Source organism: Actinacidiphila sp. DG2A-62 (genome assembly GCF_035825295.1).
Lineage (GTDB): Bacteria > Actinomycetota > Actinomycetes > Streptomycetales > Streptomycetaceae > Actinacidiphila.
The window spans coordinates 5931570-5955620 of record NZ_JAYMGI010000002.1; the positions used below are offsets into that span (position 1 = coordinate 5931570).

Genomic DNA, 24051 nt, shown 5'->3' on the forward strand with positions numbered 1-24051 from the left:
GGCGTTGGCCATCGGAGGCGGGCGGTCCGCTGCTGCGGGCCGCCCGCCCCGGTATCCCGGCATGACACCGAAGAAAGGTCAGCGCAGATGAGTGCCGCCGACACGCATGCCACCGAGCCGGTGACCGGAGGACGCCCGCTTGCCTCCCCGCCGGTCCCGTCCGGTCCCTCGGCCAGAGGCCGGGGCCGGGTCAGAAGGAACCGGCAGAGCAGAAGCCTGCCGTTCCTGCTCGTCGCGCCCGCGCTGGTCATCATGGCCGGCGTGCTCGGCTACCCGCTGGTCGACACGGTGATCCTGTCCTTCCAGGACGAGCGCCGCGGCAATCTGTGGATGCACACCTCGCCGCCGTGGGTCGGCTTCGACCAGTACCAGTCGGTGCTGGGCGACAGCCAGTTCTGGCACGTGGTGCTGCACACGGTGGTCTTCGTGGCCGGCTGCGTCGCCGCGACCATGCTGCTGGGCCTGCTGGTGGCGCTGCTGATGCAGCGGGTGTCCAACTGGGTGCGGATCATGATGACCAGCGTGATGATCGTGGTCTGGGCGATGCCGCTGCTGGTGTCGACCTCGGTCTTCAAGTTCATGTTCGACTCCGACTACGGCCTGGTCGACCAGCTGCTCACCCGGCTGCCCGGCGTCGACATGACCGGGCACAACTGGTTCCTCAACCCCACCACCGGCCTGTTCATCATCGGCGTGCTGGTGGTCTGGGGAGCGATACCGTTCATCGCGATCAGCCTGTACTCCGCCCTCACCCAGGTCCCCAAGGAACTGGAGGAGGCCGCCAGGATCGACGGCGCCCGGGGACTGGGGATCTTCCGCTTCGTCACCTTCCCGGTGATCAAGCCGGTGTTCGTGATGACCACCACGCTCTCGGTGATCTGGGACTTCGGCGTCCTCGGCCAGATCCTGCTGATGCGCAACAACATCCCCGAGCAGGACTACCAGCTGCTGGGCCTGTACTCCTACGTGCAGGCGTTCACCGTCAACTCCTACAGCCGCAGCGCGGCGATCTCCATCATCACGGTGATCCTGCTCTCCGGCTTCTCCGTGTACTACCTGCGCCAGCTCCTGAAGATCGGAGAGGTCGAATGAGCACGGCAGCCGACACCGCGGCCCCCGCCGCCGAGGCCCCCAGGGTCTACCACACCAAGAAGAAGAGCAGGGCCGGCTGGAACCTGCTGGGCCTGGGCGTCTTCGTGGTGATGGGCTTCCCGGTCTACTGGATGATCATCACCGCGCTGCGGCCCAGCCAGGAGATCCTCAGCTACCACCAGAAGCTCTACCCCAGCTCCGTCACGCTGGACCAGTTCAAGCGCGCGATGGACATGCCCAACTTCTGGGACAACGTCAAGAGCAGCGTGATCATCTCGGTGTTCAGCGTGGTCATCGCGATCGGCGTCGGGCTGCTCGCGGCCTACGCCATCGGCCGGTTCCGGTTCTGGGGCCGCCGCGGGCTGATGATCACCCTGCTGCTGGTCCAGATGATCCCGGCCACCTCGATGCTGGTGCCGATCTACATCCAGCTCAACGACATGGGCGGGCTCAACCAGTACTGGGGCGTGATCGCCGTCTACGCCGCCTCCACGCTGCCGTTCTCGGTGTGGATGCTGCGCGGCTTCATCATCAACATCCCGCGGGAGCTGGAGGAGTCGGCGATGGTCGACGGCTGCGGCCAGATGGCCGCCTTCCGCCGGGTGGTGCTGCCGCTGCTCGCGCCCGGCCTGGTCGCCACCGCCATCTACGCGCTGATGACGGCCTGGAACGAGTACCTGTTCGCGTACGTTCTGCTGCAGGACAACGACAAGTACACGCTCAGCATCTGGCTGCTGAAGTTCACCGGACAGCGCGGCACCGACTACGGCGCGCTGATGGCCGGCTCGATCCTGATCGCCCTGCCCGTGGTGTTCTTCTTCCTCCTGGTCCAGCGCAAGGTTGCCGCCGGCCTGACTGCCGGTGCGGTGAAGGGATGACCGTCATTACCGTCGACACCACCGCGCGGAGCCTGACCCGCGACGCGCTCACCGTCCTGCAGCCCGGCTTCCGCGGCACCACCGCGCCGGACTGGGTGCTGCGCCGGCTGGAGGAGGGCCTGGGCGCGGTCGCCCTGTTCTCCCGCAACATCCAGACCCCCGAGCAGGTCGCCGCGCTCACCGCGCGGCTGCGGGAGGTCAGCCCCGACCTGCTGGTCGCCGCCGACGAGGAGGGCGGCGACGTCACCCGCCTCGAAGTGCACGGCGGCTCGTCCTTCCCCGGCAACCTCGCCCTGGGCGCGGTCGACGACGTCAAGCTGACCCGGGCGGTGGCCGCCGAACTCGGCCGCCGGCTCGCCGAGTGCGGCGTGAACCTGGACTGGGCGCCGTCCGCCGACGTCAACTCCGACCCCGGCAACCCGGTCATCGGTGTGCGCTCCTTCGGCGCGGACCCCGAGCTGGTCGCGCGCAACACCGCGGCCTACGTCGAGGGGCTGCAGTCCGCGGGCGTGGCCGCCAGCGTCAAGCACTTCCCCGGGCACGGGGACACCGCGGTGGACTCGCACCACGCGATGCCGCGGATCGACGTGGACCTGGAGACGCTGCACGCGCGCGAACTGGTGCCGTTCCGGGCCGCGCTCGCGGCCGGCGCGAAGGTCGTGATGAGCGCGCACATCCTGGTGCCGGCGCTCGACCCGGAGCTGCCGGCCACGCTCAGCCCGGCGATCCTGGGCGGCCTGCTGCGCGCCCCGCGGTCGGCCGGCGGCCTCGGCTACGACGGCCTGGTCATCACCGACGGCATCGAGATGCAGGCGATCTCCGCCGCGTACGGCATCGCGCGCGGCACCGTGATGGCGCTCGCCGCGGGCTGCGACGCGATCTGCGTCGGCGGCGGGCTGTCCGACGAGCAGACGGTGCTGATGCTGCGGGACGCCATCGTGCAGGCGGTGCGCGACGGTTCGCTGCCCGCCGAGCGGCTGGCCGACGCGGCGGCCCGGGTGCGGCGGCTGGCGGCGTGGGCCGCCGAGCAGCGCGACGCCGCCCAGGGCATCGTGCCCGGCTGCGACGTCGGTCTGGAGGCGGCCCGCAGGGCGCTGAAGGTCACCCGCGGCGACGCCTTCACCCCGGTCACCGGGGCGCCGTACGTGGCGTCCTTCACCCCGGAGGCGAACATCGCGGTCGGCGACGTCACCCCGTGGGGCGTGGCGGCCGAGCTGGACCGGCTGCTGCCGGGCACCGAGACCGGCACGTACCGCGCCGCCGACGCCTCGGCCGTGCTGGCCGCGGCCGGCGACCGGCGGATCGTCGCGGTGGTCCGCGACGCCCACCGGCACCCGTGGATGGCCGAGGCGCTCGCCGCGCTGGTCGCCGCCCGCCCGTCCACGATCGTGGTCGAGATGGGCGTGCCGCAGTCGCCGCCGATCGGCGCGCTGCACATCGCCACGCACGGCGCGGCGCGGGTGTGCGGCGAGGCGGCGGCGGAGGCGATCGCGGGACGCGAGGCGTGACCGCGCCGGCGGACGCGGGCCGTCGCGCGTTGACCGCACACGCGGACGCGGGCCGTCGCGCGTTGACCGCGCCGGCGGACGCGGGCCGTCGCGCCGCGTGACGCGCCCGTGCCCCCGGCGGACCCGCCGGGTGCGCCGCGGGCGTGCGTGACCGGGGCGCCGTCGCGGCCGGGACCCTTCCCGTGGGGTCCCGCCGCACGGCGCCCTTCCGCGTTCCCGGCGCGGCCGCGGAGCACCTGACATATCGGCGGGCCGCCGCTGGCCCGGCGGCGCCGGGGCCGGACACGATCGTGCGCAGGGACGACCACCTGACGCACGAGTGACCGACGAGAGGCCGCCATGCTCACCAGAATCGACCACATCGGGATCGCCTGCTTCGACCTGGACGCCACCGCGGACTTCTACTGCCGCACCTATGGGTTCACCGTGGCGAGCGTCGAGAGCAGCGCGGAGATGGGCGTACGCGAGGCGATGCTGCGGGTCGGCGGCACCGACGACGGCGGCGCGCAGTGGATCCAGCTGCTGGAGCCGTACGGCGAGGGCGGCGCGGTCGCCGACTGGCTCGCCAAGCACGGCGAGGGCGTGCACCACATCGCCTTCGGCACCGCGGACGTGGAGGCGGCGACCGCGGCCGCGCGGGACCGGGGGGTGCGGTCGGTGTACCCGGCCGCGCGGCCCGGCTCGCGCGGCTCGCTGATCAACTTCCTGCACCCCAAGGACTGCCACGGGGTGCTGACCGAACTGGTCACCGCTGCCGGAGCGGACGGCGCGGCGACCGGCGACGGTCCGGCTCAGCCGGTCGTCCAGCGCGGGGTGCGGGCGTAGCGCGGCTGGAACACCCGCCGGTACAGCACCCGTACCGGCGGGGGCAGCAGCCCCAGCACGTGCTTGACCGTCGCCTCGGGCGCGTCGTCCAGCAGCCACGCCAGATACGCGCCGCCGCCCTTGAGGCCGTTGGTCTTGCGCATGTAGTCGGTGTAGTGGTCCCAGCCGGCCTGGCCGAGGTGGGTCTCCACCAGCGCCAGCGCCCGGTCCTCCTCGTGCTCCATGTGCGCGCCGAGCGCGTCGGCCAGCTCCCGGACCTCGGCCACCAGCTGCTCGCCGCCGCCGGCGCCGGAGCCCAGCACGGCGTCGATCGAGGCGAGCAGCGGGTCGATCCTGCCGTGCTCGGCCTCCATCAGGTCGAGCACCCCGATCTCCGCCGGGGAGGTGATCTTCTCCCGCAGCGGCGGCCACAGGGTGACGTCCTCGCCGACGTGGTGGACGTGCAGCTGGTGCTTGAAGGTCGCCCAGCCGTTGCGCACCGGCTGCTCGCCGGCCGGCCGGCGGTCGCGGCGGCGGTCAGCCGCCGCAGGTCGCGGGTGAAGGCGTCGTGCGAGAAGTACATCATCGAGAAGTCGATGACGCCGTCGGGCACGCTGCGCTGCCGGGGAGCGCTGCCCAGGCTGCCGTTGGTCATGACGAATCTCCCTAGAGGTCGGTTCCGTGTTCACCCCACCGCGGACCGTCACCGCGCGCAGGGAGGCTTGACCGCGATGCATTCAATCCACAATGTATCTTAGTCACTGAAATATCTGAAGTGCTATCGGGACGTGCGCGGTGACGGCGCAGGTCAGAGCGGCGCGTCGGCCGTCCCGGCCGGATCGAGGTCGGCCGGATCGCGGTCGGCCAGGGCGCGGTCGGCCAGGGCGCGGTCGACCAGGGCGGGGGCCGCGCCGGTGTAGCCGGCCGGGTCGCACAGCCGGTCCAGCTCGGCCGTGGTGAGCCGCCCGGCCAGCTCGGGGCGTCCGGCCAGCACCTCGGCCAGCGGCAGACCCGAGGCGGCGGACCGCGCCGACGCCTCGCTCAGCACCTGCTTGGCCGCCGCCCGGCCGAGCACCGGCGCCAGCACCGCGGCGATCCGCTCGGAGACCACCTGGCCGCCGGTCAGGCCGAGGTTGGCGCGCATCCGGTCGGCGCGCACCTCCAGGCCCGCCGCCAGCTCGGCCCCGGTACGGGCCGCGCCGCCGGTCAACCGCAGCAGCTCGCGCAGCAGTTGCCACTCGGCGTGCCACGCGCCCGCCGAGCGCTCGTCCTCCGCGAGCAGGCACTGCGTCAACCCCGCGGCGAGCACCGGCACTTGGAGCGCCGCACTGCGGATCAGCGTGGCCAGCACCGGATTGCGCTTGTGCGGCATCGCCGAGGACGCGCCGCGGCCCGCGCCGCCCGCGGGCTCGGCCACCTCGCCGACCTCGGTACGCGCCAGCGCCTGCACGTCCACCGCGATCTTGCCGAGCGCGCCCGCGGTGAGGGCGAGCGCGGCGGCCAGGTCCGCGAACGGCGTGCGCAGCGCGTGCCAGGGCAGCGCCGGCCGGGCCAGCCCGGTCTCCGCCGCGAACGCCTCGGCCAGCGCGTCCGCGTACGCGCCCGGGTCCACCGCGGGGTGGTCCGGGTCGGTGCGCGCCGCCGCACCGAACCAGCCGTCCACGCGGGCGTACTCGACGTAGCCGGCCAGCGTGCCCGCCGCGCCGCCCAGCGACACCGGCAGCCCGCCGTCCAGCAACCGGTCGATCCGGGCCACCGCGTCCAGCAGCGACCGCCGCCAGCCCGCGGCCTTCAGCCCGAACGTCGTCGGCACCGCGTGCAGCGCCAGCGTGCGGCCGGTCATCGGGGTGTCGCGGTGCCGCTCGGCGAGCGCGCGCAGCGACCGCGCGGCGTCCAGCAGGTCGGCCCGTACGATCCGCAGTGTGCGGTCGGCCACCAGCATCGCGCCGGTGTCCAGCACGTCCTGGCTGGTCGAGCCGCGGTGCACGTAGGGCGCCGCGGCCGGGTCGCGGGCGGCGACCTCCCGGGTCAGCGCCTGCACCAGGCCGACCACCGGGTTCGCGGTCTCCCGCGCGGCCAGCGCCAGGGCGCGCAGGTCCAGTGAACCGGCCCGGGCCGCCGCGCCGATCGCCTCGGCCGCCGACGGCGGCACCACGCCGAGTCGCGCCTGCGCGCGCGCCAGCGCGGCCTCCGCGTCGAGCATCGCCCGCAGCCACGCCGTGTCGCTCACCGCCGCCTCGGCCGCGGTCCCGGCCCGCACCGGCGACAGCAGCCCGGCGTCCACGAGCACGGGATCGACGAGCAGGGGGTCGGCGAGTACGCGGTCGCCGGGCCGCGGGGCCGCCGGGCGGCGGGCGGCCGGGGTGCTCACACGATCACGTCCGCGAGGCCGGGCGCCAGGGCCGCCGTCAGATCGGCGTCCAGGCCGGCGTCGAGGCCGCGCGACCTGACCGCGGCCGGCACCTGGCTGGCCACCGGCAGGCTCAGCACCGCCTGCGCGATGGCGTCGGAGTCGCCGAGCGTCACCGAGTCCACGCCCGGTCGGATGCCGGCCGCCGTCACCCAGTGCACGGACTCGGTCGGCACGCCGTACGCGAACCGCCGCGGGTGCTCCCGGCCGCGCGCGTCCAGCAGCCGGTACGGCCGCTCGCCGACCGCGAGGCCGCCGGTCTCGTACGCCGGGCCGCCGCCGGTCGCGATCCGGTACGGCGCCGCCTGCTCGGTGTTGAGCAGGTGCCGCAGCAGCGGGTCCTCGGTGCGCCGCAGATCGGTGTCCGGCAGCCGCGCCTCGATCAGCGCCCTGGCCCGTACCGGCGGACCCGGGACCACCGAGGACTGCGCGACGAACGACGGGTCGGCCGGGTCGAAGCGGATCAGGCTGCCCGGACCGGTCAGCTGCAGCACGCCCGCCTCGACCAGCGCGCGCATCTCCAGGATGCGGCGCACCGGCGGGCCGATGGACAGGAACGCGTTGAGCGGGGTGTACCAGCCCTCCAGGTCGTCGCGGTGCGAGTCGCCGTCCACCCCGCCGTGGTCGACCACCTGCCGGATCTCGTTGCGCAGGTCGCGCAGCACGTCCAGCGCGGCCTTCAGCGGACCCTCGACGTTGCCCGCGCGGGCGGCGTCGGCGTCCGCGGCCAGGTACCCGACCAGCCACTCCTGGAACTGCGCGCGGTCGGCGAAGGTCCGGCCGCCGACCGGGTCGGTCAGCCGCTCCCAGTCCCAGCGCTCGTCCGCGCCGATCCCGTAGACCTCCAGCAGCGCGTCCCGCTCCTGGCCCGGCGCGGCGGTCAGGTACCGCGCGGTCAGCCGCTCGGCGTCCTCGGCGTGGCCGCGGGCGCGCAGCAGCGTGCCGTAGTAGTGGCTCTCCACCTCGCCGCAGATCAGCGGCCACACGTCGGCGGTGAACCGCACCCGCTCGCCGTCGCGGTGCCGCGCCCGCAGCGCCGCGATGCGCTCCGGCGTCAGCAGCCGCGGGGTGTACCGCCCGTACGGGCCCTTCTGGTTCTCGCCGCGGGCGTGGTACGGCACGCCGCGCCGGGAGCTGGCGAACAGCTTCGGCTCGCGGCCCGAGGCGCGGTAGGCCAGCCGCCGCGGGTCGTCCGGGTGCGGCTCGAAGACGCCGCCGCGGCCGAGCGTGAACAGCGCCATGTAGTCGAAGAAGTTGAGCCCGAGGCCGCGCAGCAGCACGTTCTGACCGGGCGCGATGCCGCTGAGGTCGACGTCGGCCGGGTTGCTCGGGGTGACGTACGTCAGGTAGTGGATGCGGGCCAGCGCCGCGGTCCGCTCCTGCAACGGCGAGAGCCTGGCCGCCACATGGCCCTGCGCGAGCACCACCGCGTCCAGGTCGTGCAGCCGGGTGCCGTCCTCCAGCCGTACGCCCTGCGGGCCGCCCGGCACGCCGTGCAGGTCCGACAGCGCCACCGCGCGCGAGCGGTGCACGTGGATCTTCATGTGGGCGGGCGCGGCGGCGGTGATGGCCGCGAAGCTGTCCGCGAGGTAGCGGCCGTACAGCGCCCGCGAGGGGTAGTCGTCCGGGCCGAGCAACTGCGCCTCGGCGACGGCCTCCTCGTCGTAGCCCGACCCGCCGACGCCGACGCCGACGCCGACGCCGTCGCCGGGAGCCGGGCCGACGGACGGCTCGTCGGACGCGGTGCCCGCTGCCGTGCCCGCTGCCGTGCCCGACGCCGCGCCGGACACCGGATCGGCGACGGCCAGCGCCCGCGCCCACTCGTACAGGCTCGGGCCCGGCACGATCGGGCCCTCGATGCCGACGCTGTCGTCGGTGTAGACGGTCACCTGCGAGGCGACGGTGTTCATCAGCAGGTGCCGCGACTGGTCGGTGCGCCAGACCTGGCCCGCGCCCGGCGGCCGGGGGTCGACCAGGTGCACGATGACGGCGCCGCGCGAGGGCCGGGCGCGCTCCCGGGCGCACAGCCGCTCCAGCACGGACAGGCCGCGCGGACCGGCGCCGACGACGCAGATCTCGACGCAGCTCTCGGTCTTGGGACTCTCGGTCATGGGACTCCCCTGTGACGGTCGGACGACCCGACTCGATGCGTCCCGGATCGTGTCAGCGCGGCCCCGCGCGCGGCCAAGGGGGACGGCGATGATCCGTCAAGTCCCGGCAGGTCCGGGGCCTGACCTGACAGACCCTCGCGTGGTTTGCGCGGCCGCGCGCCGCCCCGGTGCCAGGCTGGCGAGCATGCGAGCGGCCTACATCGAGCACCTCGGGACACCCGACGACATCCGCTACGGCGACCTGTCGGCGCCGGTGCCGGGACCCACCGACGTCCTGGTCGACGTCATCGCCACCACCGTCAACCCGGTCGACACCTTCGTGCGCTCGGGGGTGTTCCGCACCCCGCTGTCCTTCCCGCACGTGATCAGCCGCGACCTGGTCGGCACGGTGGCCGCCGTGCCGCCGGCCGAGACCCGGTTCGCCGTCGGCGACCTGGTGTGGTCCAACAGCCTCGGCCACGGCGGCCGGCAGGGCCCGGCCGCCGAGCAGGCCGCGGTGCCGGCCGACCGGCTCTATCCGGTGCCCGCGGGGACCGACCCGGAGCAGCTGGTGGCGGTGGTCCACCCGGGCGGCACCGCCTACCTCGCGCTGTTCACCCACGCCAGGGTGCTGCCCGGCGAGACGGTGTTCGTCGCGGGCGCCGGCGGCAACGTCGGCTCGGCCGCGGTGGTGATGGCCGTCGAGGCCGGCGCCCGGGTGGTGGCGACCGCCTCGGCCGCCGACGCCGGCCACGTCCGCTCGCTGGGCGCGGCCGTGGTGCACGACTACCGCGACCCGGAGCTGGCCGAGAAGCTGGCCCGCACCGAGAGCGACCGGATCGACGTGTGGCTGGACTGCTTCGGCGCCAACGACCTGGCCGCCGCGGTCCCGCTGCTGGCGCCGCGCGGCCGGATCGTGCTGCTGGCCGGCGTCGCCGCCCGCCCCGAACTGCCCGTCGGCCCCTTCTACATGAAGGACGCGGCGATCCTCGGCTTCGTCATCTCGCACGCCACCACCGCCGAACTCGCCGCCGCCTCGGTCGCGATCAACCGGCTGGCGGCGGCGGGGAGGCTGCGCCCGCGCGCGGTCGAGCGGGCCCCGCTGAGCACGGCCGCCGACGCCCACCGGCGGATGGAGAAACGCGAACTGTCCGGCCGCAGGCTGCTGCTGCGCCCGGACCTGGACCGGCCCACGGAGTCGTCATGACAGCGCCCGGCACGTCCCCCTCGTCCCCCGCCCCCGAGCCCGCTGAGCCCGCTGAGCGCGACCGGCCCTTCGAGCCCGCCCGGCCCTTCGAGCCCGCCCGGCCCTTCGAGCCCGCCGAGCCCCTGGGGCCCGCCGAGCCCCTGGGGCCCGCCGAGCCCCTGGGGCCCGCCGAGCGCTCGGGGCGCTCCGCGCCCCCGGCGGCCACGCCCTCGCCGCTGCACGTCGCCGTCGCGGGCGGCGGCATCGGCGGCCTGGCCACCGCGCTCGCCCTGTCCCGCCGCGGCCACCGGGTCACCGTGCTGGAGCGCAACGAGGACTTCACCGAGTTGGGCGCCGGCATCCAGCTCGCACCCAACGCCTTCCACGCCCTGGACCGGCTCGGCGTCGGCGCCGACGTGCGCGACCTCGCGGTCTTCATCGGCGAACTGCGCCTGATGGACGGCACCACCGACGAGACCATCACCGCCATGCCGCTCACCGGCGCGTACCGCGAGCGCTACGGCAACCCGTACGCCGTCGTCCACCGCACCGACCTCTACCGGCCGCTGCTGGCCGCCTGCCGGGCCGCCGCGGACGTCGAGCTGCGCACCCGCGCGGCGGTCACCGGCTACCGCCAGGACGGCGAGGTCGCGGTGGCCGAACTCGCCGGCGGCGGGCGGGTCGAGGCGGACGCGCTGATCGGCGCGGACGGCATCCGCTCGGCGGTCCGCGCCCGGCTGGTGGGCGACGGTGAGCCGCGGGTGTCCGGCCACACCATCTACCGCTCGGTGATCCCGATGGAGCGCGTCCCGCGGGAGCTGCGCTCGGACGCGGTCACCCTGTGGGCCGGGCCCAAGTGGCACTTCGTGCACTACCCCATCAGCGGCGGCCGGGACCTGAACCTGGCCGCCACCCGCGACGACGGCGCCACCGAGGCGGTCGCCGGGGTGCCGGTGGCGCGCGACCTGGTCCTCGGCGCCTTCCCTGGCCTGGGCGCCATCGCCCGGCGGCTGCTGGAGCTGGGCGCCGACTGGCGCAGCTGGGTGCTGTGCGACCGCGACCCGGTGGACGGCTGGACCGACGGCCGGGTGGCGCTGCTCGGCGACGCCGCGCACCCGATGCTCCAGTACGCGGCGCAGGGCGCCTGCATGGCGCTGGAGGACGCGGTGCTGCTCGGCGACCTGCTGGACGGCCCGGCCGCCGCGGTGCCGGCCCGGCTGACCGCGTACAACGACGCGCGCCGCGCGCGCACCGCCAAGGCCCAGTGGATCGCCCGGGAGATGGGCCGGCAGGTCTACCACCCGGAGGGCGTCGCGGCCAAGGAGCGCAACGCGATGCTCTCCGCGCTGTCCGCCGACGACCTCTACCGCAAGGTCGACTGGGTGCACGGCGCGCGTGACTTCACCGCCGCGTGAGCGTTCGCCCCTGGGGCGCGCCCGCGGCGGCCCGCACCCATCGCTGACAACCGCCATGCCATGAGTCGAGAAGAGGGAAGTGCCATGACGCAGACCGAGGCCGGGACCGGCCAGCACCCGACCACGTTCCTGGTGCGCGCCGAGATCCACGTGGACGCCAGCCCGCAGGAGCTGTACGACGTGGTCAGCGACCTGCCGCGCAGCGGCGAGTGGAGCCCGGAGTGCAAGGGCGGCGAGTGGGTCGTGGGGGAGCCGGGCCAGGTCGGCTCCATCTTCCGCGGCGACAACCTGCGCAGCACCGAGGTGGTCCCCTGGGCGCCGGTGATCCGCGGCCCCTGGCAGACCGAGTCCGAGGTGGTCGAGGCGGTGCCCGGCAAGGTCTTCCGCTGGGTGGTCCTCAACAGCGCGCGCGGCCGCCAGGAGAGCGTGTGGTCCTACGAGATCGAGCCGGCCCCGGCGGCGGCTCGACCCTGGTCCACCACTACCGCCTCGGCCGCCTCACCGAGGGCCTGACCAAGATCTTCGAGAACCTCGACGACGCCGGCCGGGCGCGCTTCGTGCGCGAGTGGAACGCCAAGCTGTCCGACGAGGCCCGGGTCTCGGTCGAGGGCATCAAGAAGTACGTCGAGAGCGGCGCCGCCGCCCGCTGACCACGAAGGGGGGCCCGCACCGTCAGGTGCGGGCCCCCCTTCGCGTCGGACCCGGGCTCCGCGGCCCCGGGCCCCGCCGGTCAGCCGCGCGCCGCCGCCAGCGCCGCGGCCACCGACGCGATCCGCGCCCCGAGGTGGCGGGCCGTCTCCGCGTCGGCCTTGGTGACCGCCTCGGCGCCCTCGTCGACGTTGGCCTGCGCGCCGACGCCGAGGTAGAAGCCGAGCCGGTTCAGATCGTGCTCGGAGGCGGTGGAGGAGTTCCAGCCGGGCAGCAGGCCGAGGCTGACCCACACCATGCCGTGCTGCGCGGCCAGCACCGACAGCGCCTGGAGGGTGTTGAGCTTGTCGCCGCTCTTGGCGCCGGAGACGGTGAAGCCGGCCGCCGCCTTGCCGTCCCAGGCGCGCCGCGACCAGCGCGGCGAGGTCGCCTCGGCGAACGCCTGGAAGGCCGCGGCGGCGGCGCCCATGTAGGTGGGCGTGCCGAACACGATCCCGTCCGCGGCGTCCAGGAACTCCCAGTCCGCGTCCGTCATCGACTCCACCGCGACGGTGCGGACCAGCGCGCCGGACTCCTGCGCGCCGGCCCGCACCGCGTCCGCGAGCACCTCGGTGTGGCCGTACCCCGAGTGGTAGGCCACCGCGACCCGCGGCGCGGCCGCGGCACGGTCCGGGTCCGGCCGGCCGCCGCTCACCGCGTCCCCCCGTCCGCCGCCTGGTCCGCCTGGTCCGCCGGGCCCGCGGCCCGGACCGCGGCCGGCTCCGCCGCCGGGTCCTGCGGCGCCTTCCGCGGCAGGACCAGCTCCAGCTCCGCCGCCAGGTGCTCCAGGTCGTCCAGGTGGCCGTGCGCGGCGATGTGCCCGTCGGGCCGCACCAGGTGGTAGCCGCCGCGCCCGCAGCCGGTGGCCGACAGGGCTGCCGCGCGCGGCAGCCGTACCGTGCGCACCGGGCGGCCCTCGGTCAGCTCCGCCAGCCGCGCCGACCAGGCCGCCGCGCGCACCGCGGGCGGCACGGTCGCCAGCGTCCAGCCCGAGGGCTGGGCGTCGGGCCCGGCGAAGCCGTGCGCGAGGGCGAGGTCGCGCGGGAAGACCATGCCGGGGCGCAGCCGGCCCGGGGCGCGGCCGAGCAGTTCGCACGCGGCCCGGCCGCCGGGCCGCTGGGTCGCGCGCACCGGTTCGTAGCGCACCCGCCGCCCGGCCATCACCGGGAAGACCAGCCGCGGCACCAGGCCGGAGCGGTCGGCGGCGCGGAAGGCGGCGTCGCGCACGGTGATCCGGGCCGGGGTGTTCGCCATCCAGGCCCTGGTCTGCCGGTCGGTGTCGGCGATGATCCGGTCGGTGGCCGCGCGCCGCTCGGCGGTGTACTCCGCGAGCAGCGACGACGGCGACTGCCCGCGCAGCACCGCGGCGAGCTTCCAGGCCAGGTTGTACGCGTCCTGGATGCCGTTGTTCATGCCCTGGCCGCCGGCCGGGCTGTGCACGTGGGCCGCGTCGCCGGCCAGGAACACCCGGCCGCGCTGGTACTCGGTGGCCTGCCGGGCGTGCACCCGGTAGACGGTCTGCCACACCGGCTCGGTGATGGTCACCCCGCCGGGGCCGCGCGCGTCCAGCAGCTCCTGCATGGCCTCCACGGTCACCCGGTGGCCGGCCGGCGCGCCGCCGGGGATCACCGCGAGGATGCGGAAGACCCGGTCGGGCAGCGGCGCGATCATCAGGGTGCCGGTCGGGGCCTGGTAGTACAGCAGTCGGTCGGCCGGCAGCTCGCCGTCCACCCGCGCGTCCACCAGCGCGAACGCCAGCTCGTAGGTGCTGCCCTCGAAGCCCGCCCCGATCAGCCGGCGCACGATGCTGGACGCGCCGTCCGCGCCGATCACGAAGCGCGCCCTGATCCGCTCCAGGTCGGAGCCGTTCTGGGTGACGACTGCGGTCACCCCGTCGGTGGCGTCGATCCGGCCGCCGAAGTCCAGGTCGTCGAAGTCCAGGAGCCGCACGCCGTGTTCGGCCTTTCCGCCCAGCTCGTGCAGCCGCTCGGTGAGCAGCCGCTCGGTGTGCGGCTGCGGCAGGTGGCGGGCCTGCAGGGAGGCCGGGATCGCGAAGTCCGCCAGCTCCTTGCCGAGCGAGTAGTAGCGGAAGCCGGCCACCGGGATCGACGCGCGGTGCAGCCGCTCGCCGATCCCCAGGTCGGCCAGGATGTCCAGGGCGCGCGGCCACAGCGCGAGCGCCCGCGGCTGGTCGGCGGGCTGCTCCGCCCGGTCGATGATCCGCACCCGCACGCCGCGCCGCAGCAGCTCGCAGGCGGCGAACAGGCCGACCGGACCGGCCCCGACGACCAGCACCTCGGTGTCGTCGGGCCCGGTCATGCGCGGCTGCCCGACGCGTCGGAGGCGGCGCCGGCGTCGCCGGAAGCGGAGGCGCCGGCCGCGGCGTTGAGCCGGCGGGCCAGCGCGACCCGCTGCACCTTCATCGTCGCGGTGCGCGGCAGCTCCGACAGCGACATCTGGACCGGCTCCGCCATGTCCGGGAAGTCGCGCACCGCGTCCCGCCAGCGGCCGCGGTCCAGCGGCTCGTCGTTCTTGGTGCACACCACCGGCAGCGGCTCGCGGTCGGGCCCGGGCACCAGCACCAGCTCGATCAGCTCGGGCAGCCGGCCCAGCACGGTGTCCTCGACCTCCAGCGTGGAGTCGATCGTCGGGATCACGTCGACCAGCCGGTCCAGCAGGTGCACGCAGCCCAGCCGGGTGCGGTAGCCGACGTCGCCGGTGCGCCACCAGCCGTCGTGCAGCTCCTTCTCGTACCGCTCCTCCTCGGCGTGGTAGCCGACCGCGCGGCCGGGGGAGCGCACCTCGATCAGGCCGGGGTTCTGCTTGCTGATCGGCCGGTCGTTCTGCGGCACCACCCGCACATGGGTGACGCCGGGGATCGGGAAGCCCAGGCAGCGGCCGTTCGCCTTGTGGATGTTCTTCGGGGTGTACCAGCGGCCGGTCAGCGGGCCGCACTCGCTCTGCCCGTAGAACTGGAAGAACAGCGGGTTGGCGCGGCGCGAGGCCGACATCAGCTTGGCCATGGTCGGCGGGTGGATCGCGTCGAAGGTGCCGCTGAAGTACTTCACGTTGGACAGCGGCTTGAGCGGGTGGTCGACCAGCTCCTCCCACTCCATGTACGAGTTGGGGTGGGTCTCGACGAACCCGGGCCGGACCTTCGCGAACAGCGGCGCCACGTCCTGCGGCGCGCCGTGGTCGACCACCACCAGCGGCATGCCCTTGGGCAGCGCCACCGCGAGCGCCATGAACATCCGCGAGTGGACGAACGACACGTGCACCGCGTACGTCTCCCGGTCGCGGATCAGCGAGGCCAGCCGCGCCTGCGGCATCCAGCGCCCGCGCAGCGACCGCGCGGTGTGCACCACCAGCTTGGGGATGCCGGTGGTGCCGGAGGTGTGCGTCATCAGCGCCGGGCTGTCCTGGCCGAGCAGCACCGGCTCGACGCGCGGCGAGCCGGCCAGCGACGCCAGAAAGACGCTGTCCGGGCGCGGGAGGTCCTCGGCGGCGCGCGCGGCGTCGGCCTCCGCGCCGTCGGCGGCGCCGACCACGATCACCGCGGACGCGAGCTTCTCCAGCGGGCGGCCGGCCAGCGGGCCGTCCAGCTTGGCGGCGTCGGTGATCAGGTGCGGCCGGTCGAGCCGGTCGAACAGCGCGCTGACCGTCTCGCCGTCCAGCGCCGGCGACAGCAGCACCGGGGTGCCGCCGATCCGGGACGCGGCGCAGGCCAGCACGTAGATGTCGAAGTTGTGCGTCTTGTACAGCGCGACGTGGTCGCGCGGGCGCACGCCGGCCGCCCACAGCCGCCCGGCCATGTCGTCCACCAGGTCGGCCAGCCGGCGCTGGGTGAACTGCCGGCCCAGCTCCGGCGCCGCCGCCATGTCGTGGTCCAGCGTGATCGGCGCGTTCGGATGCAGGGCGGCGGCCTTCTCAGGGACCAGGCCCAGGTACAGCCCGTGCCGCTCGTTCGACGGCAGCTTCGGGAACGCCGGGAGCGAGGACGGCAGGGCGGACAGCTTGGGAAGCTTGGGGAGCTTCAGCGGGGAGGACGGGAAGAGCGCCATGGTGCCTCCTGGCGGCGGAAGGGAAGCTGCGGGACTGCGGGACTGCGGGACATGGCCGCGGCACCGGTCCGCGGTGCGGGCGCGGGACCGGTCCGGGGTGGCGCGCCGCGGCGGGACTGCGGAAGCCGCGGAGCGAGAACAGGGATGAAAAGGGGAATCAGGCGTCCGCGTGGCGGAGCCGCAGCCCGCGTACGTCCTCGTCGTCGAGTCGCAGGCCGAAGGCGCCGCGCAGTTCGGCGATGATTCGGTCGGCGTTCAATTCGATGTGCTCCGTCGTTCCGTCCGCGTGATGACGCGTCAAACGGCGGTCGTTGAGTACGTGCCACATCCGGTCGGCATAGCGCATCGCGATCGTTTTCCCGGTGAACGTGGAACTCTCGTGGTGGGCGGTGAAGTAGTTCGCCACCTCGAAATCCGGCGGGAAATGCCGTTCGGCGCGGAATGCGTAGAGATCGAACCAGCCGTCCGCGCGCAGCGACTGCACCACCCATTCGTCGCCCTGCCGCACCGCCCGCCAGGTCCATCCGTCGACGCCGACCCGGGCGCCGGACTCCAGCGGCAGCGGGGCCAGCGGGCCGTCGTCGCCGAAGCCGACGTCGCAGATCCACAGCCGGTCGTCGGCCTGCACGACGAGCACCGCGTGCGCCCGGTAGCGCACCTCGGGGCGGCCCCTGCGCACCCTGGCCAGCAGCCGGGTGACCGGGAAGCCGAGGCGCTGCAGCACCCCCGCGAACAGCAGGTTGTGCTCGAAGCAGTAGCCGCCGCGGCCGGCCGCGACCAGCTTGTCCTGCACCGCGTCCAGGCCCAGCCGGACCTCCCGGCCCAGCGCCACGTCCAGGTTCTCGAACGGGATCGCGTCCACGTGCGCGCGGTGCAGCGCGGTGAGCGCGGCGAGGTCCGCGGCGCGCGGGCCGGTATAGCCGGTGCGCCGGAAATACGCCTCCAGATCCACCAGTTCCGCGCCCCATTCGGCAAGCGGTGCGGCACCGGACGAGTCCTGCGGCGTACGTCCCGGGACACTTCCCGGCGTACTTCCGGCCGGACCCCCGGGCATGCGTGCGGGACCCGCGGACACACGGGCGGACAAGCTCTCGGACAGGGTCATGCCCGCAGCGTTTCCGGTGCCCTCCCCGGGGGTCAACGCGGGTCCCCGAACTCCGTCAGGTTCTGTCCCGCGCCAATTGCCGCCGGCCGCTGACCTGACGTATTCGCGGGTCACTTGACGGAGTTTCCGGCGGTCCTTTGGCCTGCCCGGAACGCCACCGCAGGATCAGCAGTGCCGCCGCACCGCAGCGCCGTCGCACCGCCCGGCCCGTACCGCAGGGCCCGCCCAGAAGGGGAGCACACCGCCCATGAAGATCGCAGCCCGGACCGGGACCGTCGTCGCGCAGACCGCGGCGGGGCGGGTGGCCGGCACCCGCGAGGGCGGGCTCGCGGTCTTCCGCGGCGTCCCCTACGCCGCGCCGCCGGTGGGACCGCTGCGGTTCGCCTCGCCGCGCCCGCCGCTGCCGTGGACCGGGGTGCGCGACGCGACCCGCTTCTCACCGCCCTTCGTGCAGTCCGGCGCGCCCGAGTCCGCCGAGGACGCGCTGTACGCCAACATCTGGACGCCGGACCCGGCCGGCTCCCGGCCGGTGCTGGTCTACGTGCACGGCGGCGCCTGGCAGGTGGGCTCGGGCAGCGTGCCGACCTTCGACGGCGCCCGCCCGGCCGCCCGCGGCGACCTCGTCGTGATCAACTTCAACTACCGGCTCGGCGCGTTCGGCTGGGGCCTGCACGACGACCTCGCCGACCCCGACACCGGCCACCTCGCCAACTGGGGCCTGCAGGACCAGATCGCCCTGGTGCGCTGGGTGCACGAGAACATCGCGGCCTTCGGCGGCGACCCGGACGACCTGACGCTGTGCGGCACGTCGGCCGGCGGCGCCTCGGTATGGCAGATGACCCACCTGCCCCAGACCAGGGACCTGGTCCGCCGGATCATCCCGATCAGCGCCGCGCACCCGCGGCAGCCCGCCTTCGGGCTCACCCCCGACGACTCCCGCACCGTCTACCGGGCGCTCGCCGCCCGCTTCGGCACCGACGTCCGTGGCCTGCGCGCGGTGCCCGCCGCTGACCTGCACACCGCCTGGCTCGACGTCTTCTCCGGCGACCCCGACCGGCGGCTGGTGGCCAGCGGGCGCGAGTACCGCGGCCCGGTGCTCGACGGCCGCCTGGTCACCGCCTTCGCCGGCGAACTGCCGCCGCCGCGGGTGCCGGTGCTCAGCGCGTACTGCGCCACCGAGGGCTCCTTCTTCACCGACCCGCTGTCCCCCTCCTACCCGCCGGCCCCGCCCGCCCCCACCGACGAGGCGGGGCTGCGCGCCGCCGTGCACCAGGTGCTCGCCAAGACCGCCGCGAAGGTGCCCGAGGCCCTGGCCGCCGAGTGCGTGGCCGCCTACCGGGCGGCCGCCCGCGCCGAGGGCCTGGCCGCCGACCCGCGCACCCTGTGGACCGAGGTTTGGGGCGACGCGCTGTTCCGCCACCGCATCGTGCGACTGGCGCAGCAGCACGCCCGCACCGCGGACGCCGGCCCGCTGTGGCTGATGGAGTTCGCGCACCCGGTGCGCGAGCCCAGCTACGGCACCCCGCACGACGCCACCTCCAAGTTCCTCTTCGGCTCCTACGGCGCGGAGCGCAACGTCCGCCAGTTCGGCGACGGACCGCTGGAGCGCCGCGTCTCCGACACCTTCATCGACCTGGTCGCCTCCTTCGTCCACCGCGGCGCCCCGGCCGCCCCCGGCGTGCCCGACTGGCCGGTGTACACCCGGGGCACGCCCAGCACCCTCATCCTCGGCGGACCCGGCATCGCCCGCGTGGCGGCCACCCGCAAGCAGGCGCAGCTGCGCTTCTGGGACGCGCTGCCGACCGCCGCCTGAGCCCCCGCCGCCTGAGCCCCCGCCGTCCGATCCCCCCGCCGTCCGATCTTCCCGCCGTCCGATCCCTCCGCCGTCCGATCCCCCCGCACACCGACCACCGCATCCGACGGACGCCGCAATGCCGACGGGCACCGCACTGCCTACCCGCGAGAGGAAACGCCCCGTGGACGACGTTCTGCTCGACATCCGCTCCCGCCCCGCCCGGCAGCAGCCGGGGTGGCCGCAGGACGAGGCGCTGCGGCGTACCGCGGGCGAACTCGCCACCCGCCCGCCGCTGGTCGAGGCCGCCGACCTGTGGACGCTGCGCACCCTGCTCGGCCGGGTCGCCGACGGCGAGGCCCAGGTGATCCAGTCCGGCGACTGCGCCGAGGACCCGGCCGAGTGCTCCAAGGGCTACATCGCCCGCAAAGCCGGCCTGCTGGACCTGCTGGCCGGCGCCATGAAGCTGGCCGCGCACCGCCCGGTGGTGCGCGTCGGACGGATCGCCGGCCAGTTCGCCAAGCCCCGCTCGGCCCCCCACGAGACCGTGGCCGGCGTCGAACTCCCGGTCTTCCGCGGCCACATGGTCAACAGCCCGGACCCCGACCCGGCCAGCCGCCGCCCCGACCCGCGCCGCTTGCTGCTCGGCTACCAGGCCGCCAGCGAGGCGGTCGGCCACCTCGGCTGGCGCGAGCACGGCGGCGGCCTGGCCATCGACCCGCGGGTGTGGACCAGCCACGAGGCGCTGCTGCTGGACTACGAACTGCCGATGCTGCGCCGCGACGCGCAGGGCCGGCTCTGGCTCGCCTCCACGCACTGGCCGTGGATCGGCAACCGCACCAACCAGGTCGACGGCGCGCACGTCGCGCTGCTGGCGAGCGTCATCAACCCGGTGGCCTGCAAGGTCGGCCCGGAGATGGACCGGGACGCGCTGCTCGCGCTGTGCGAGCGGCTGGACCCGGAGCGGGAGAAGGGCCGGCTGACGCTGATCGCGCGGATGGGCGCGGCGCTGACCGCCGACCGGCTGCCCGCGCTGGTCGCCGCGGTCCGCGCGGCCGGCCACCCGGTGGTCTGGCTCAGCGACCCCATGCACGGCAACACCGTCACCGCGCCCAGCGGCCTCAAGACCCGCTTCCTGGACACCATCGAGCGCGAGATCCAGGACTTCCAGTGCGCGGTGCGCACCGGCGGCGGCGTGATCGGCGGACTGCACCTGGAGACCACGCCGGACGAGGTCGTGGAGTGCGTCGCGCACTCCGTGGACGTCGACCAGGTCGGCGACAAGTACACGAGCTTCTGCGACCCCCGGCTCAACCCCTGGCAGGCGGTCTCCGTGATCTCCGCCTGGCAGGGCTGACCGCGCGGGTCCGGCAGACCCGCGACCCCGCACCCGAGCAGGCCCGCGACCCCGGACCGAGCAGGCACCGAGCCAGCGCGGAGCAGGCACCGAGCAGGCAGCACCGAGCAGGCACCGAGCGGACACCGAGCAGAAAGGCACCACGAGCCCATGGACGAGCACGGCAAGAAGGTCGTCATAGTCACCGGCGCCGCGGGCGGCATCGGGGCGGAAGTCGCCCGGGTGCTGGCCGAGGGCGGCAGCACGGTCGCCGCCGTCGACCTGCACGCGGAGCGGCTGCGCGAGACCGCGGAGAAGCTGGCCGCCGACGGCCTGGCGGTCACCGCCTTCCCGGCCGACGTGTCCGCGCCCAGCGAGGTCGACGCGCTGGTCGGACAGGTGGAGAGCACCCTCGGCGCGGTGGACCACCTGGTCAACGCGGCCGGTGTGCTCCGCCTCGGCCCGGTCGACGGTTACTGCTACGAGGACTGGGCGACCACCTTCGCGGTCAACGCCACCGGCGTCTTCCTGATGTCGCGCGCGGTGGTCGCCCGCATGGTGCCGCGCGGCGCCGGCGCGATCGTCACCGTCGCCTCCAACGCGGCCAACACCCCGCGCAGCGAGATGGCCGCCTACGCCGCCTCCAAGGCCGCCGCGACGATGTTCACCAAGAGCCTGGGCCTGGAGGTCGCCCGGCACGGCATCCGCTGCAACGTCGTGGCGCCCGGCTCCACCGACACCCCGATGCTCACCTCGATGTGGACCGACGAGAGCGGCCGCAAGGGCACCGTCGAGGGCCGCCCCGACGCCTACCGGGTGGGCATCCCGCTCGGCCGGATCGCCAGCGCCGCGAACATCGCCGACGCCGTGGACTTCCTGCTCTCCGACCGCGCGTCGCACATCACCATGCACGACCTGACCGTGGACGGCGGCGCGGGCCTCGGCGCCTGACCCCCACACCCCCGTCCCCGCCGGCCACCACCACACCAGGAAGCCGAACCCATGAGATTCACCGCCGGCATACCGGCCATCGACTCCTACCCCCTGCCCGCGGGGGACGACCTGCCCGCCAACGCCGCCGACTGGACCGTCGACCCGGACCGCGCGGTGCTGCTGGTGCACGACATGCAGCGCTACTTCCTGCGCCCGCTGCCCTCGCCTGGCCTGCGCGACCAGGTGATCGCCAACGCGGCGGCGCTGCGCGACGCGTGCGCCGCGCACGGCGTCCCGGTGGCGTACACCGCGCAGCCCGGCGGCATGTCGCAGCAGCAGCGCGGCCTGCTCCAGGAGTTCTGGGGCCCGGGGATGCGCGTCGACCCCGCCGACCGGCAGGTGGTGGACCCGCTCGCGCCGGCGCCCGAGGACTGGCTGTTCACCAAGTGGCGCTACAGCGCGTTCTTCCGCTCCGGCCTGCTGGACCGGATGCGCGCGGTCGGCCGCGACCAGCTCGTCGTGTGCGGGGTCTACGGCCACGTGGGCGTGCTGATGACGGCCGTCGAGGCGCACGCCAACGACATCCAGGTCTTCATGGCCGCCGACGCGATCGCCGACTTCTCCCGCGAGCACCACCTGCTGGCGCTGTCCTACGCGGCCGGCCGGTGCGCGGTGGTCTCGCCGGTCGCGGAGCTGACCGAGCAGATCGCGGCGGCGCGCGACACCGTGCGGGAACTCGCCGCGTGGGGGGCCGCGGTATGAGCGGCGGGAGCGCCGAGCGCGCCGACCTGCTGGCGCGGGTGCTCGCGCCGGGCGCCGGGCCGTTCGCGCTGCTGTACCGGCCGCAGACCGCGCCGGACGCCGTGGAGGTGCTCGCCGGCACCGTGTCCTACCCGGGCACGCTGGCCGAACTCCCGCTCCACCAGGGTCCGCAGGCTCCCGCCGGGCACGACGTGCTCGCGCTGCTGCCCTACCGGCAGATCGGCGAGCGCGGCTTCGCGCACGTGGACGACGGCACTCCGCTGGTCGCGCTGAAGATCGCCCGGCAGCAGCGGCTGCCGCTCGCCGAGGCGCTGGACCGGCTGCCCGACCTGCCGATCCGGCTCACCGAGACCGGCTTCGACGTCTCCGACGCGGAGTACGCCGAGCGGGTCCGGCGGGTGGTCGCCGACGAGATCGGCCGCGGCGAGGGCGCCAACTTCGTGCTGCGGCGCTCGTTCACCGCGGTCATCGAGGACTACGCGCCGCGCGACGCGGTGGTGCTCTTCCGCCGGCTGCTGGAGCGCGGCTCGGGCGCCCACTGGGTGTTCGTGGTGCACACCGGCGACCGCACGCTGGTCGGCGCCAGCCCCGAGCGGCACGTCAGCCTCGCCGCCGGCACCGCGGTGATGAACCCGATCAGCGGCACCTACCGCTACCCGGCCGGCGGGCCCACGCTGCCCGGCGTCATGGACTTCCTCGCCGACCGCAAGGAGGCCGACGAGCTGTACATGGTCGTCGACGAGGAACTGAAGATGATGGCCAGGATCTGCGAGGACGGCGCCCGCATGGAGGGCCCGTACCTCAAGGAGATGGCGCACCTCGCGCACACCGAGTACTTCCTGCACGGCGGCTGCGCGCGCGACCCGCGCGAGGTGCTGGCCGAGACGATGTTCGCGCCGACCGTCACCGGCAGCCCGCTGGAGAGCGCCTGCCGGGTGATCGCCACGTACGAGCCGGACGGCCGCGGCTACTACAGCGGCGTCGCCGCCCTGATCGGCCGCGACGGCGACGGCGCGCCGAGCATGGACTCGGCGATCCTGATCCGCACCGCGGACATCGACGCCCGCGGCGGCGTGCGGATCGGCGTCGGCGCCACCCTCGTACGCCACTCCGACCCCGACTCCGAGGTCGCCGAGACCGCCGCGAAGGCCACCGGACTGCTCACCGCGCTGCGGGCCAACGCGCCCGCGTCCGCCGCCCCGGCCGCGAGAGCCCGGGTCGCGCCCACCGCCCCGGCCGCGGGCACCGCCCCCGCCGCCTCGATCGCCGCGGCCCGCCCCGCGCCCGCCCTCGGCGAGCACCCCGACGTGCGCGCCGCGCTCGCCGCGCGCAACGCGACCGTCGCCGGCTACTGGCTCGGCGCCGACCCCGCGCTCACCGCGCCCGATCCCGAACTCGCCGGGCTGCGCGTGCTGATGGTCGACGCCGAGGACACCTTCACCGCGATGGTCCGCCGGCAGCTGGTCTCGCTGGGCCTCGACGTGACGCTGCGCCGTTACGACGAGCCGTACTCCTTCGACGACGGCCACGACCTGGTGGTGATGGGCCCGGGGCCGGGCGATCCGGCGCGGCTCGACCACCCCAAGATCGCCCATCTGCACGACGCGGTCGGCCGGCTGCTCGCCGGGCGCCGCCGCTTCCTCGCCGTCTGCCTCAGCCACCAGGTGCTCAGCCTGCGGCTCGGCTTCGAGCTGGTCCGCAAGGACCCGCCGAACCAGGGCCTGCAGCGCGCGGTGGACCTGTTCGGCACCGCCGAGCGGGTCGGGCTCTACAACACCTTCACCGCGGTCAGCGCCGAGGACAAGCAGGACGTCGAGGGCGTCGGCCCGGTCGAGGTGTGCCGCGACCCGGCGACCGGCGACGTGTACGCGCTGCGCGGACCGCACTTCGCGTCCACGCAGTTCCACGCCGAGTCGGTGCTCACCCAGCACGGTCCCGCCGTGCTGGCCGGCCTGCTGCGGGGCCTGCTGTGACCCCGCCGCCCACGACCGC

The 24051-nt window shown here is 74.9% G+C and carries 20 protein-coding genes; 13 read left to right on the forward strand and 7 right to left on the reverse strand.

The genetic code is table 11. From position 1 onward, the window contains the following. Positions 1-87 precede the first annotated feature (87 nt). The 4 genes from VSR01_RS26675 (at position 88) to mce (ending at position 4303) form a co-directional block, all read left to right on the forward strand. Positions 88-1092 carry a carbohydrate ABC transporter permease gene (locus tag VSR01_RS26675; protein ID WP_326451646.1) on the forward strand — a complete coding sequence of 335 codons (1005 nt, stop codon included), beginning with the start codon at positions 88-90 and terminating at the stop codon, positions 1090-1092. Continuing rightward, the gene (locus VSR01_RS26680) at positions 1089-1970 is read left to right on the forward strand and encodes a carbohydrate ABC transporter permease (RefSeq protein WP_326451647.1); all 882 of its coding nucleotides are present in this window, start codon (positions 1089-1091) and stop codon (positions 1968-1970) included. The genes VSR01_RS26675 and VSR01_RS26680 overlap by 4 nt, the downstream gene beginning before the upstream one ends. Beyond that, positions 1967-3478, forward strand: a complete 1512-nt coding sequence (locus tag VSR01_RS26685) for a glycoside hydrolase family 3 protein (RefSeq protein WP_326451648.1) — start codon at positions 1967-1969, stop codon at positions 3476-3478. The genes VSR01_RS26680 and VSR01_RS26685 overlap by 4 nt, the downstream gene beginning before the upstream one ends. A 339-nt stretch (positions 3479-3817) precedes the next feature. Next, entirely contained in the window at positions 3818-4303 is a 486-nt protein-coding gene (mce, locus tag VSR01_RS26690) for a methylmalonyl-CoA epimerase (protein WP_326451649.1), read from the forward strand. On the opposite strand, the gene VSR01_RS26695 is transcribed toward mce, so the two are convergent. The 3 genes from VSR01_RS26695 to VSR01_RS26705 all read right to left on the reverse strand — a co-directional run bounded on the left by VSR01_RS26695 (position 4270) and on the right by VSR01_RS26705 (position 8803). Then, the gene (locus VSR01_RS26695) at positions 4270-5019 is read right to left on the reverse strand and encodes a hemerythrin domain-containing protein (RefSeq protein ID WP_326451650.1); all 750 of its coding nucleotides are present in this window, start codon (positions 5017-5019) and stop codon (positions 4270-4272) included. The two genes, mce and VSR01_RS26695, sit on opposite strands and share 34 nt — an antisense overlap. Positions 5020-5090: 71 nt before the next feature. Then, positions 5091-6587 carry a lyase family protein gene (locus VSR01_RS26700; protein WP_442785710.1) on the reverse strand — a complete coding sequence of 499 codons (1497 nt, stop codon included), beginning with the start codon at positions 6585-6587 and terminating at the stop codon, positions 5091-5093. Positions 6588-6649: 62 nt separating this feature from the next. Further along, positions 6650-8803 carry an FAD/NAD(P)-binding protein gene (locus tag VSR01_RS26705; protein WP_326451651.1) on the reverse strand — a complete coding sequence of 718 codons (2154 nt, stop codon included), beginning with the start codon at positions 8801-8803 and terminating at the stop codon, positions 6650-6652. Between the two features lie 184 nt (positions 8804-8987). Between VSR01_RS26705 and VSR01_RS26710 the strand changes: the two genes are divergently transcribed. The 4 genes from VSR01_RS26710 to VSR01_RS26725 all read left to right on the forward strand — a co-directional run bounded on the left by VSR01_RS26710 (position 8988) and on the right by VSR01_RS26725 (position 12033). After that, on the forward strand, positions 8988-9989 hold the full coding sequence (locus VSR01_RS26710) for an NADPH:quinone reductase (RefSeq protein ID WP_326451652.1): 1002 nt from the start codon (positions 8988-8990) through the stop codon (positions 9987-9989). Beyond that, positions 9986-11383, forward strand: a complete 1398-nt coding sequence (locus VSR01_RS26715) for a 3-hydroxybenzoate 6-monooxygenase (protein ID WP_326451653.1) — start codon at positions 9986-9988, stop codon at positions 11381-11383. The genes VSR01_RS26710 and VSR01_RS26715 overlap by 4 nt, the downstream gene beginning before the upstream one ends. Before the next feature lie 84 nt (positions 11384-11467). Further along, entirely contained in the window at positions 11468-11896 is a 429-nt protein-coding gene (locus tag VSR01_RS26720; protein ID WP_326451654.1) for an SRPBCC family protein, read from the forward strand. Beyond that, positions 11812-12033 carry a hypothetical protein gene (locus VSR01_RS26725; RefSeq protein ID WP_326451655.1) on the forward strand — a complete coding sequence of 74 codons (222 nt, stop codon included), beginning with the start codon at positions 11812-11814 and terminating at the stop codon, positions 12031-12033. Before VSR01_RS26720 ends, VSR01_RS26725 begins: the two co-directional genes overlap by 85 nt. A gap of 80 nt (positions 12034-12113) precedes the next feature. On the opposite strand, the gene VSR01_RS26730 is transcribed toward VSR01_RS26725, so the two are convergent. From VSR01_RS26730 to VSR01_RS26745, 4 genes are all read right to left on the reverse strand, one after another. Continuing rightward, positions 12114-12725, reverse strand: coding sequence for a flavodoxin family protein (locus VSR01_RS26730; protein WP_326451656.1), 612 nt, complete (start codon positions 12723-12725; stop codon positions 12114-12116). Then, the gene (locus tag VSR01_RS26735; protein ID WP_442785550.1) at positions 12722-14389 is read right to left on the reverse strand and encodes an FAD-dependent monooxygenase; all 1668 of its coding nucleotides are present in this window, start codon (positions 14387-14389) and stop codon (positions 12722-12724) included. The genes VSR01_RS26730 and VSR01_RS26735 overlap by 4 nt, the downstream gene beginning before the upstream one ends. Further along, the gene (locus VSR01_RS26740; protein WP_326451657.1) at positions 14386-16131 is read right to left on the reverse strand and encodes a class I adenylate-forming enzyme family protein; all 1746 of its coding nucleotides are present in this window, start codon (positions 16129-16131) and stop codon (positions 14386-14388) included. The genes VSR01_RS26735 and VSR01_RS26740 overlap by 4 nt, the downstream gene beginning before the upstream one ends. 157 nt (positions 16132-16288) lie before the next feature. Further along, positions 16289-17083: an arylamine N-acetyltransferase family protein gene (locus VSR01_RS26745; protein ID WP_326451658.1), complete on the reverse strand. Its 795-nt coding sequence runs from the start codon at positions 17081-17083 to the stop codon at positions 16289-16291. Positions 17084-17483: 400 nt separating this feature from the next. On the opposite strand from VSR01_RS26745, the gene VSR01_RS26750 reads away from it, so the two are divergent. From VSR01_RS26750 to VSR01_RS26770, 5 genes are all read left to right on the forward strand, one after another. Further along, the gene (locus tag VSR01_RS26750) at positions 17484-19049 is read left to right on the forward strand and encodes a carboxylesterase/lipase family protein (RefSeq protein WP_326451659.1); all 1566 of its coding nucleotides are present in this window, start codon (positions 17484-17486) and stop codon (positions 19047-19049) included. Positions 19050-19212: 163 nt separating this feature from the next. Beyond that, positions 19213-20385, forward strand: a complete 1173-nt coding sequence (locus VSR01_RS26755; RefSeq protein ID WP_326451660.1) for a 3-deoxy-7-phosphoheptulonate synthase — start codon at positions 19213-19215, stop codon at positions 20383-20385. 150 nt (positions 20386-20535) lie between these two features. Next, the gene (locus VSR01_RS26760) at positions 20536-21315 is read left to right on the forward strand and encodes a 2,3-dihydro-2,3-dihydroxybenzoate dehydrogenase (RefSeq protein WP_326451661.1); all 780 of its coding nucleotides are present in this window, start codon (positions 20536-20538) and stop codon (positions 21313-21315) included. Between the two features lie 51 nt (positions 21316-21366). Then, entirely contained in the window at positions 21367-22059 is a 693-nt protein-coding gene (locus VSR01_RS26765) for an isochorismatase family protein (RefSeq protein WP_326451662.1), read from the forward strand. Next, the gene (locus VSR01_RS26770) at positions 22056-24032 is read left to right on the forward strand and encodes an anthranilate synthase family protein (RefSeq protein ID WP_326451663.1); all 1977 of its coding nucleotides are present in this window, start codon (positions 22056-22058) and stop codon (positions 24030-24032) included. The genes VSR01_RS26765 and VSR01_RS26770 overlap by 4 nt, the downstream gene beginning before the upstream one ends. Positions 24033-24051: the final 19 nt, after the last annotated feature.

Bases quoted from the DNA above. Each gene is read 5' to 3' on its own strand.
- VSR01_RS26720 (WP_326451654.1), top strand. From the start codon at position 11,468: ATGACGCAGACCGAGGCCGGGACCGGCCAGCACCCGACCACGTTCCTG.
- VSR01_RS26680 (WP_326451647.1), top strand. From the start codon at position 1,089: ATGAGCACGGCAGCCGACACCGCGGCCCCCGCCGCCGAGGCCCCCAGG.
- VSR01_RS26750 (WP_326451659.1), top strand. From the start codon at position 17,484: ATGAAGATCGCAGCCCGGACCGGGACCGTCGTCGCGCAGACCGCGGCG.
- mce (WP_326451649.1), top strand. From the start codon at position 3,818: ATGCTCACCAGAATCGACCACATCGGGATCGCCTGCTTCGACCTGGAC.
- VSR01_RS26685 (WP_326451648.1), top strand. From the start codon at position 1,967: ATGACCGTCATTACCGTCGACACCACCGCGCGGAGCCTGACCCGCGAC.
- VSR01_RS26705 (WP_326451651.1), bottom strand. From the start codon at position 8,803: ATGACCGAGAGTCCCAAGACCGAGAGCTGCGTCGAGATCTGCGTCGTC.
- VSR01_RS26740 (WP_326451657.1), bottom strand. From the start codon at position 16,131: ATGGCGCTCTTCCCGTCCTCCCCGCTGAAGCTCCCCAAGCTTCCCAAG.
- VSR01_RS26675 (WP_326451646.1), top strand. From the start codon at position 88: ATGAGTGCCGCCGACACGCATGCCACCGAGCCGGTGACCGGAGGACGC.
- VSR01_RS26715 (WP_326451653.1), top strand. From the start codon at position 9,986: ATGACAGCGCCCGGCACGTCCCCCTCGTCCCCCGCCCCCGAGCCCGCT.
- VSR01_RS26760 (WP_326451661.1), top strand. From the start codon at position 20,536: ATGGACGAGCACGGCAAGAAGGTCGTCATAGTCACCGGCGCCGCGGGC.
- VSR01_RS26735 (WP_442785550.1), bottom strand. From the start codon at position 14,389: ATGACCGGGCCCGACGACACCGAGGTGCTGGTCGTCGGGGCCGGTCCG.
- VSR01_RS26710 (WP_326451652.1), top strand. From the start codon at position 8,988: ATGCGAGCGGCCTACATCGAGCACCTCGGGACACCCGACGACATCCGC.
- VSR01_RS26770 (WP_326451663.1), top strand. From the start codon at position 22,056: ATGAGCGGCGGGAGCGCCGAGCGCGCCGACCTGCTGGCGCGGGTGCTC.
- VSR01_RS26695 (WP_326451650.1), bottom strand. From the start codon at position 5,019: ATGCATCGCGGTCAAGCCTCCCTGCGCGCGGTGACGGTCCGCGGTGGG.
- VSR01_RS26765 (WP_326451662.1), top strand. From the start codon at position 21,367: ATGAGATTCACCGCCGGCATACCGGCCATCGACTCCTACCCCCTGCCC.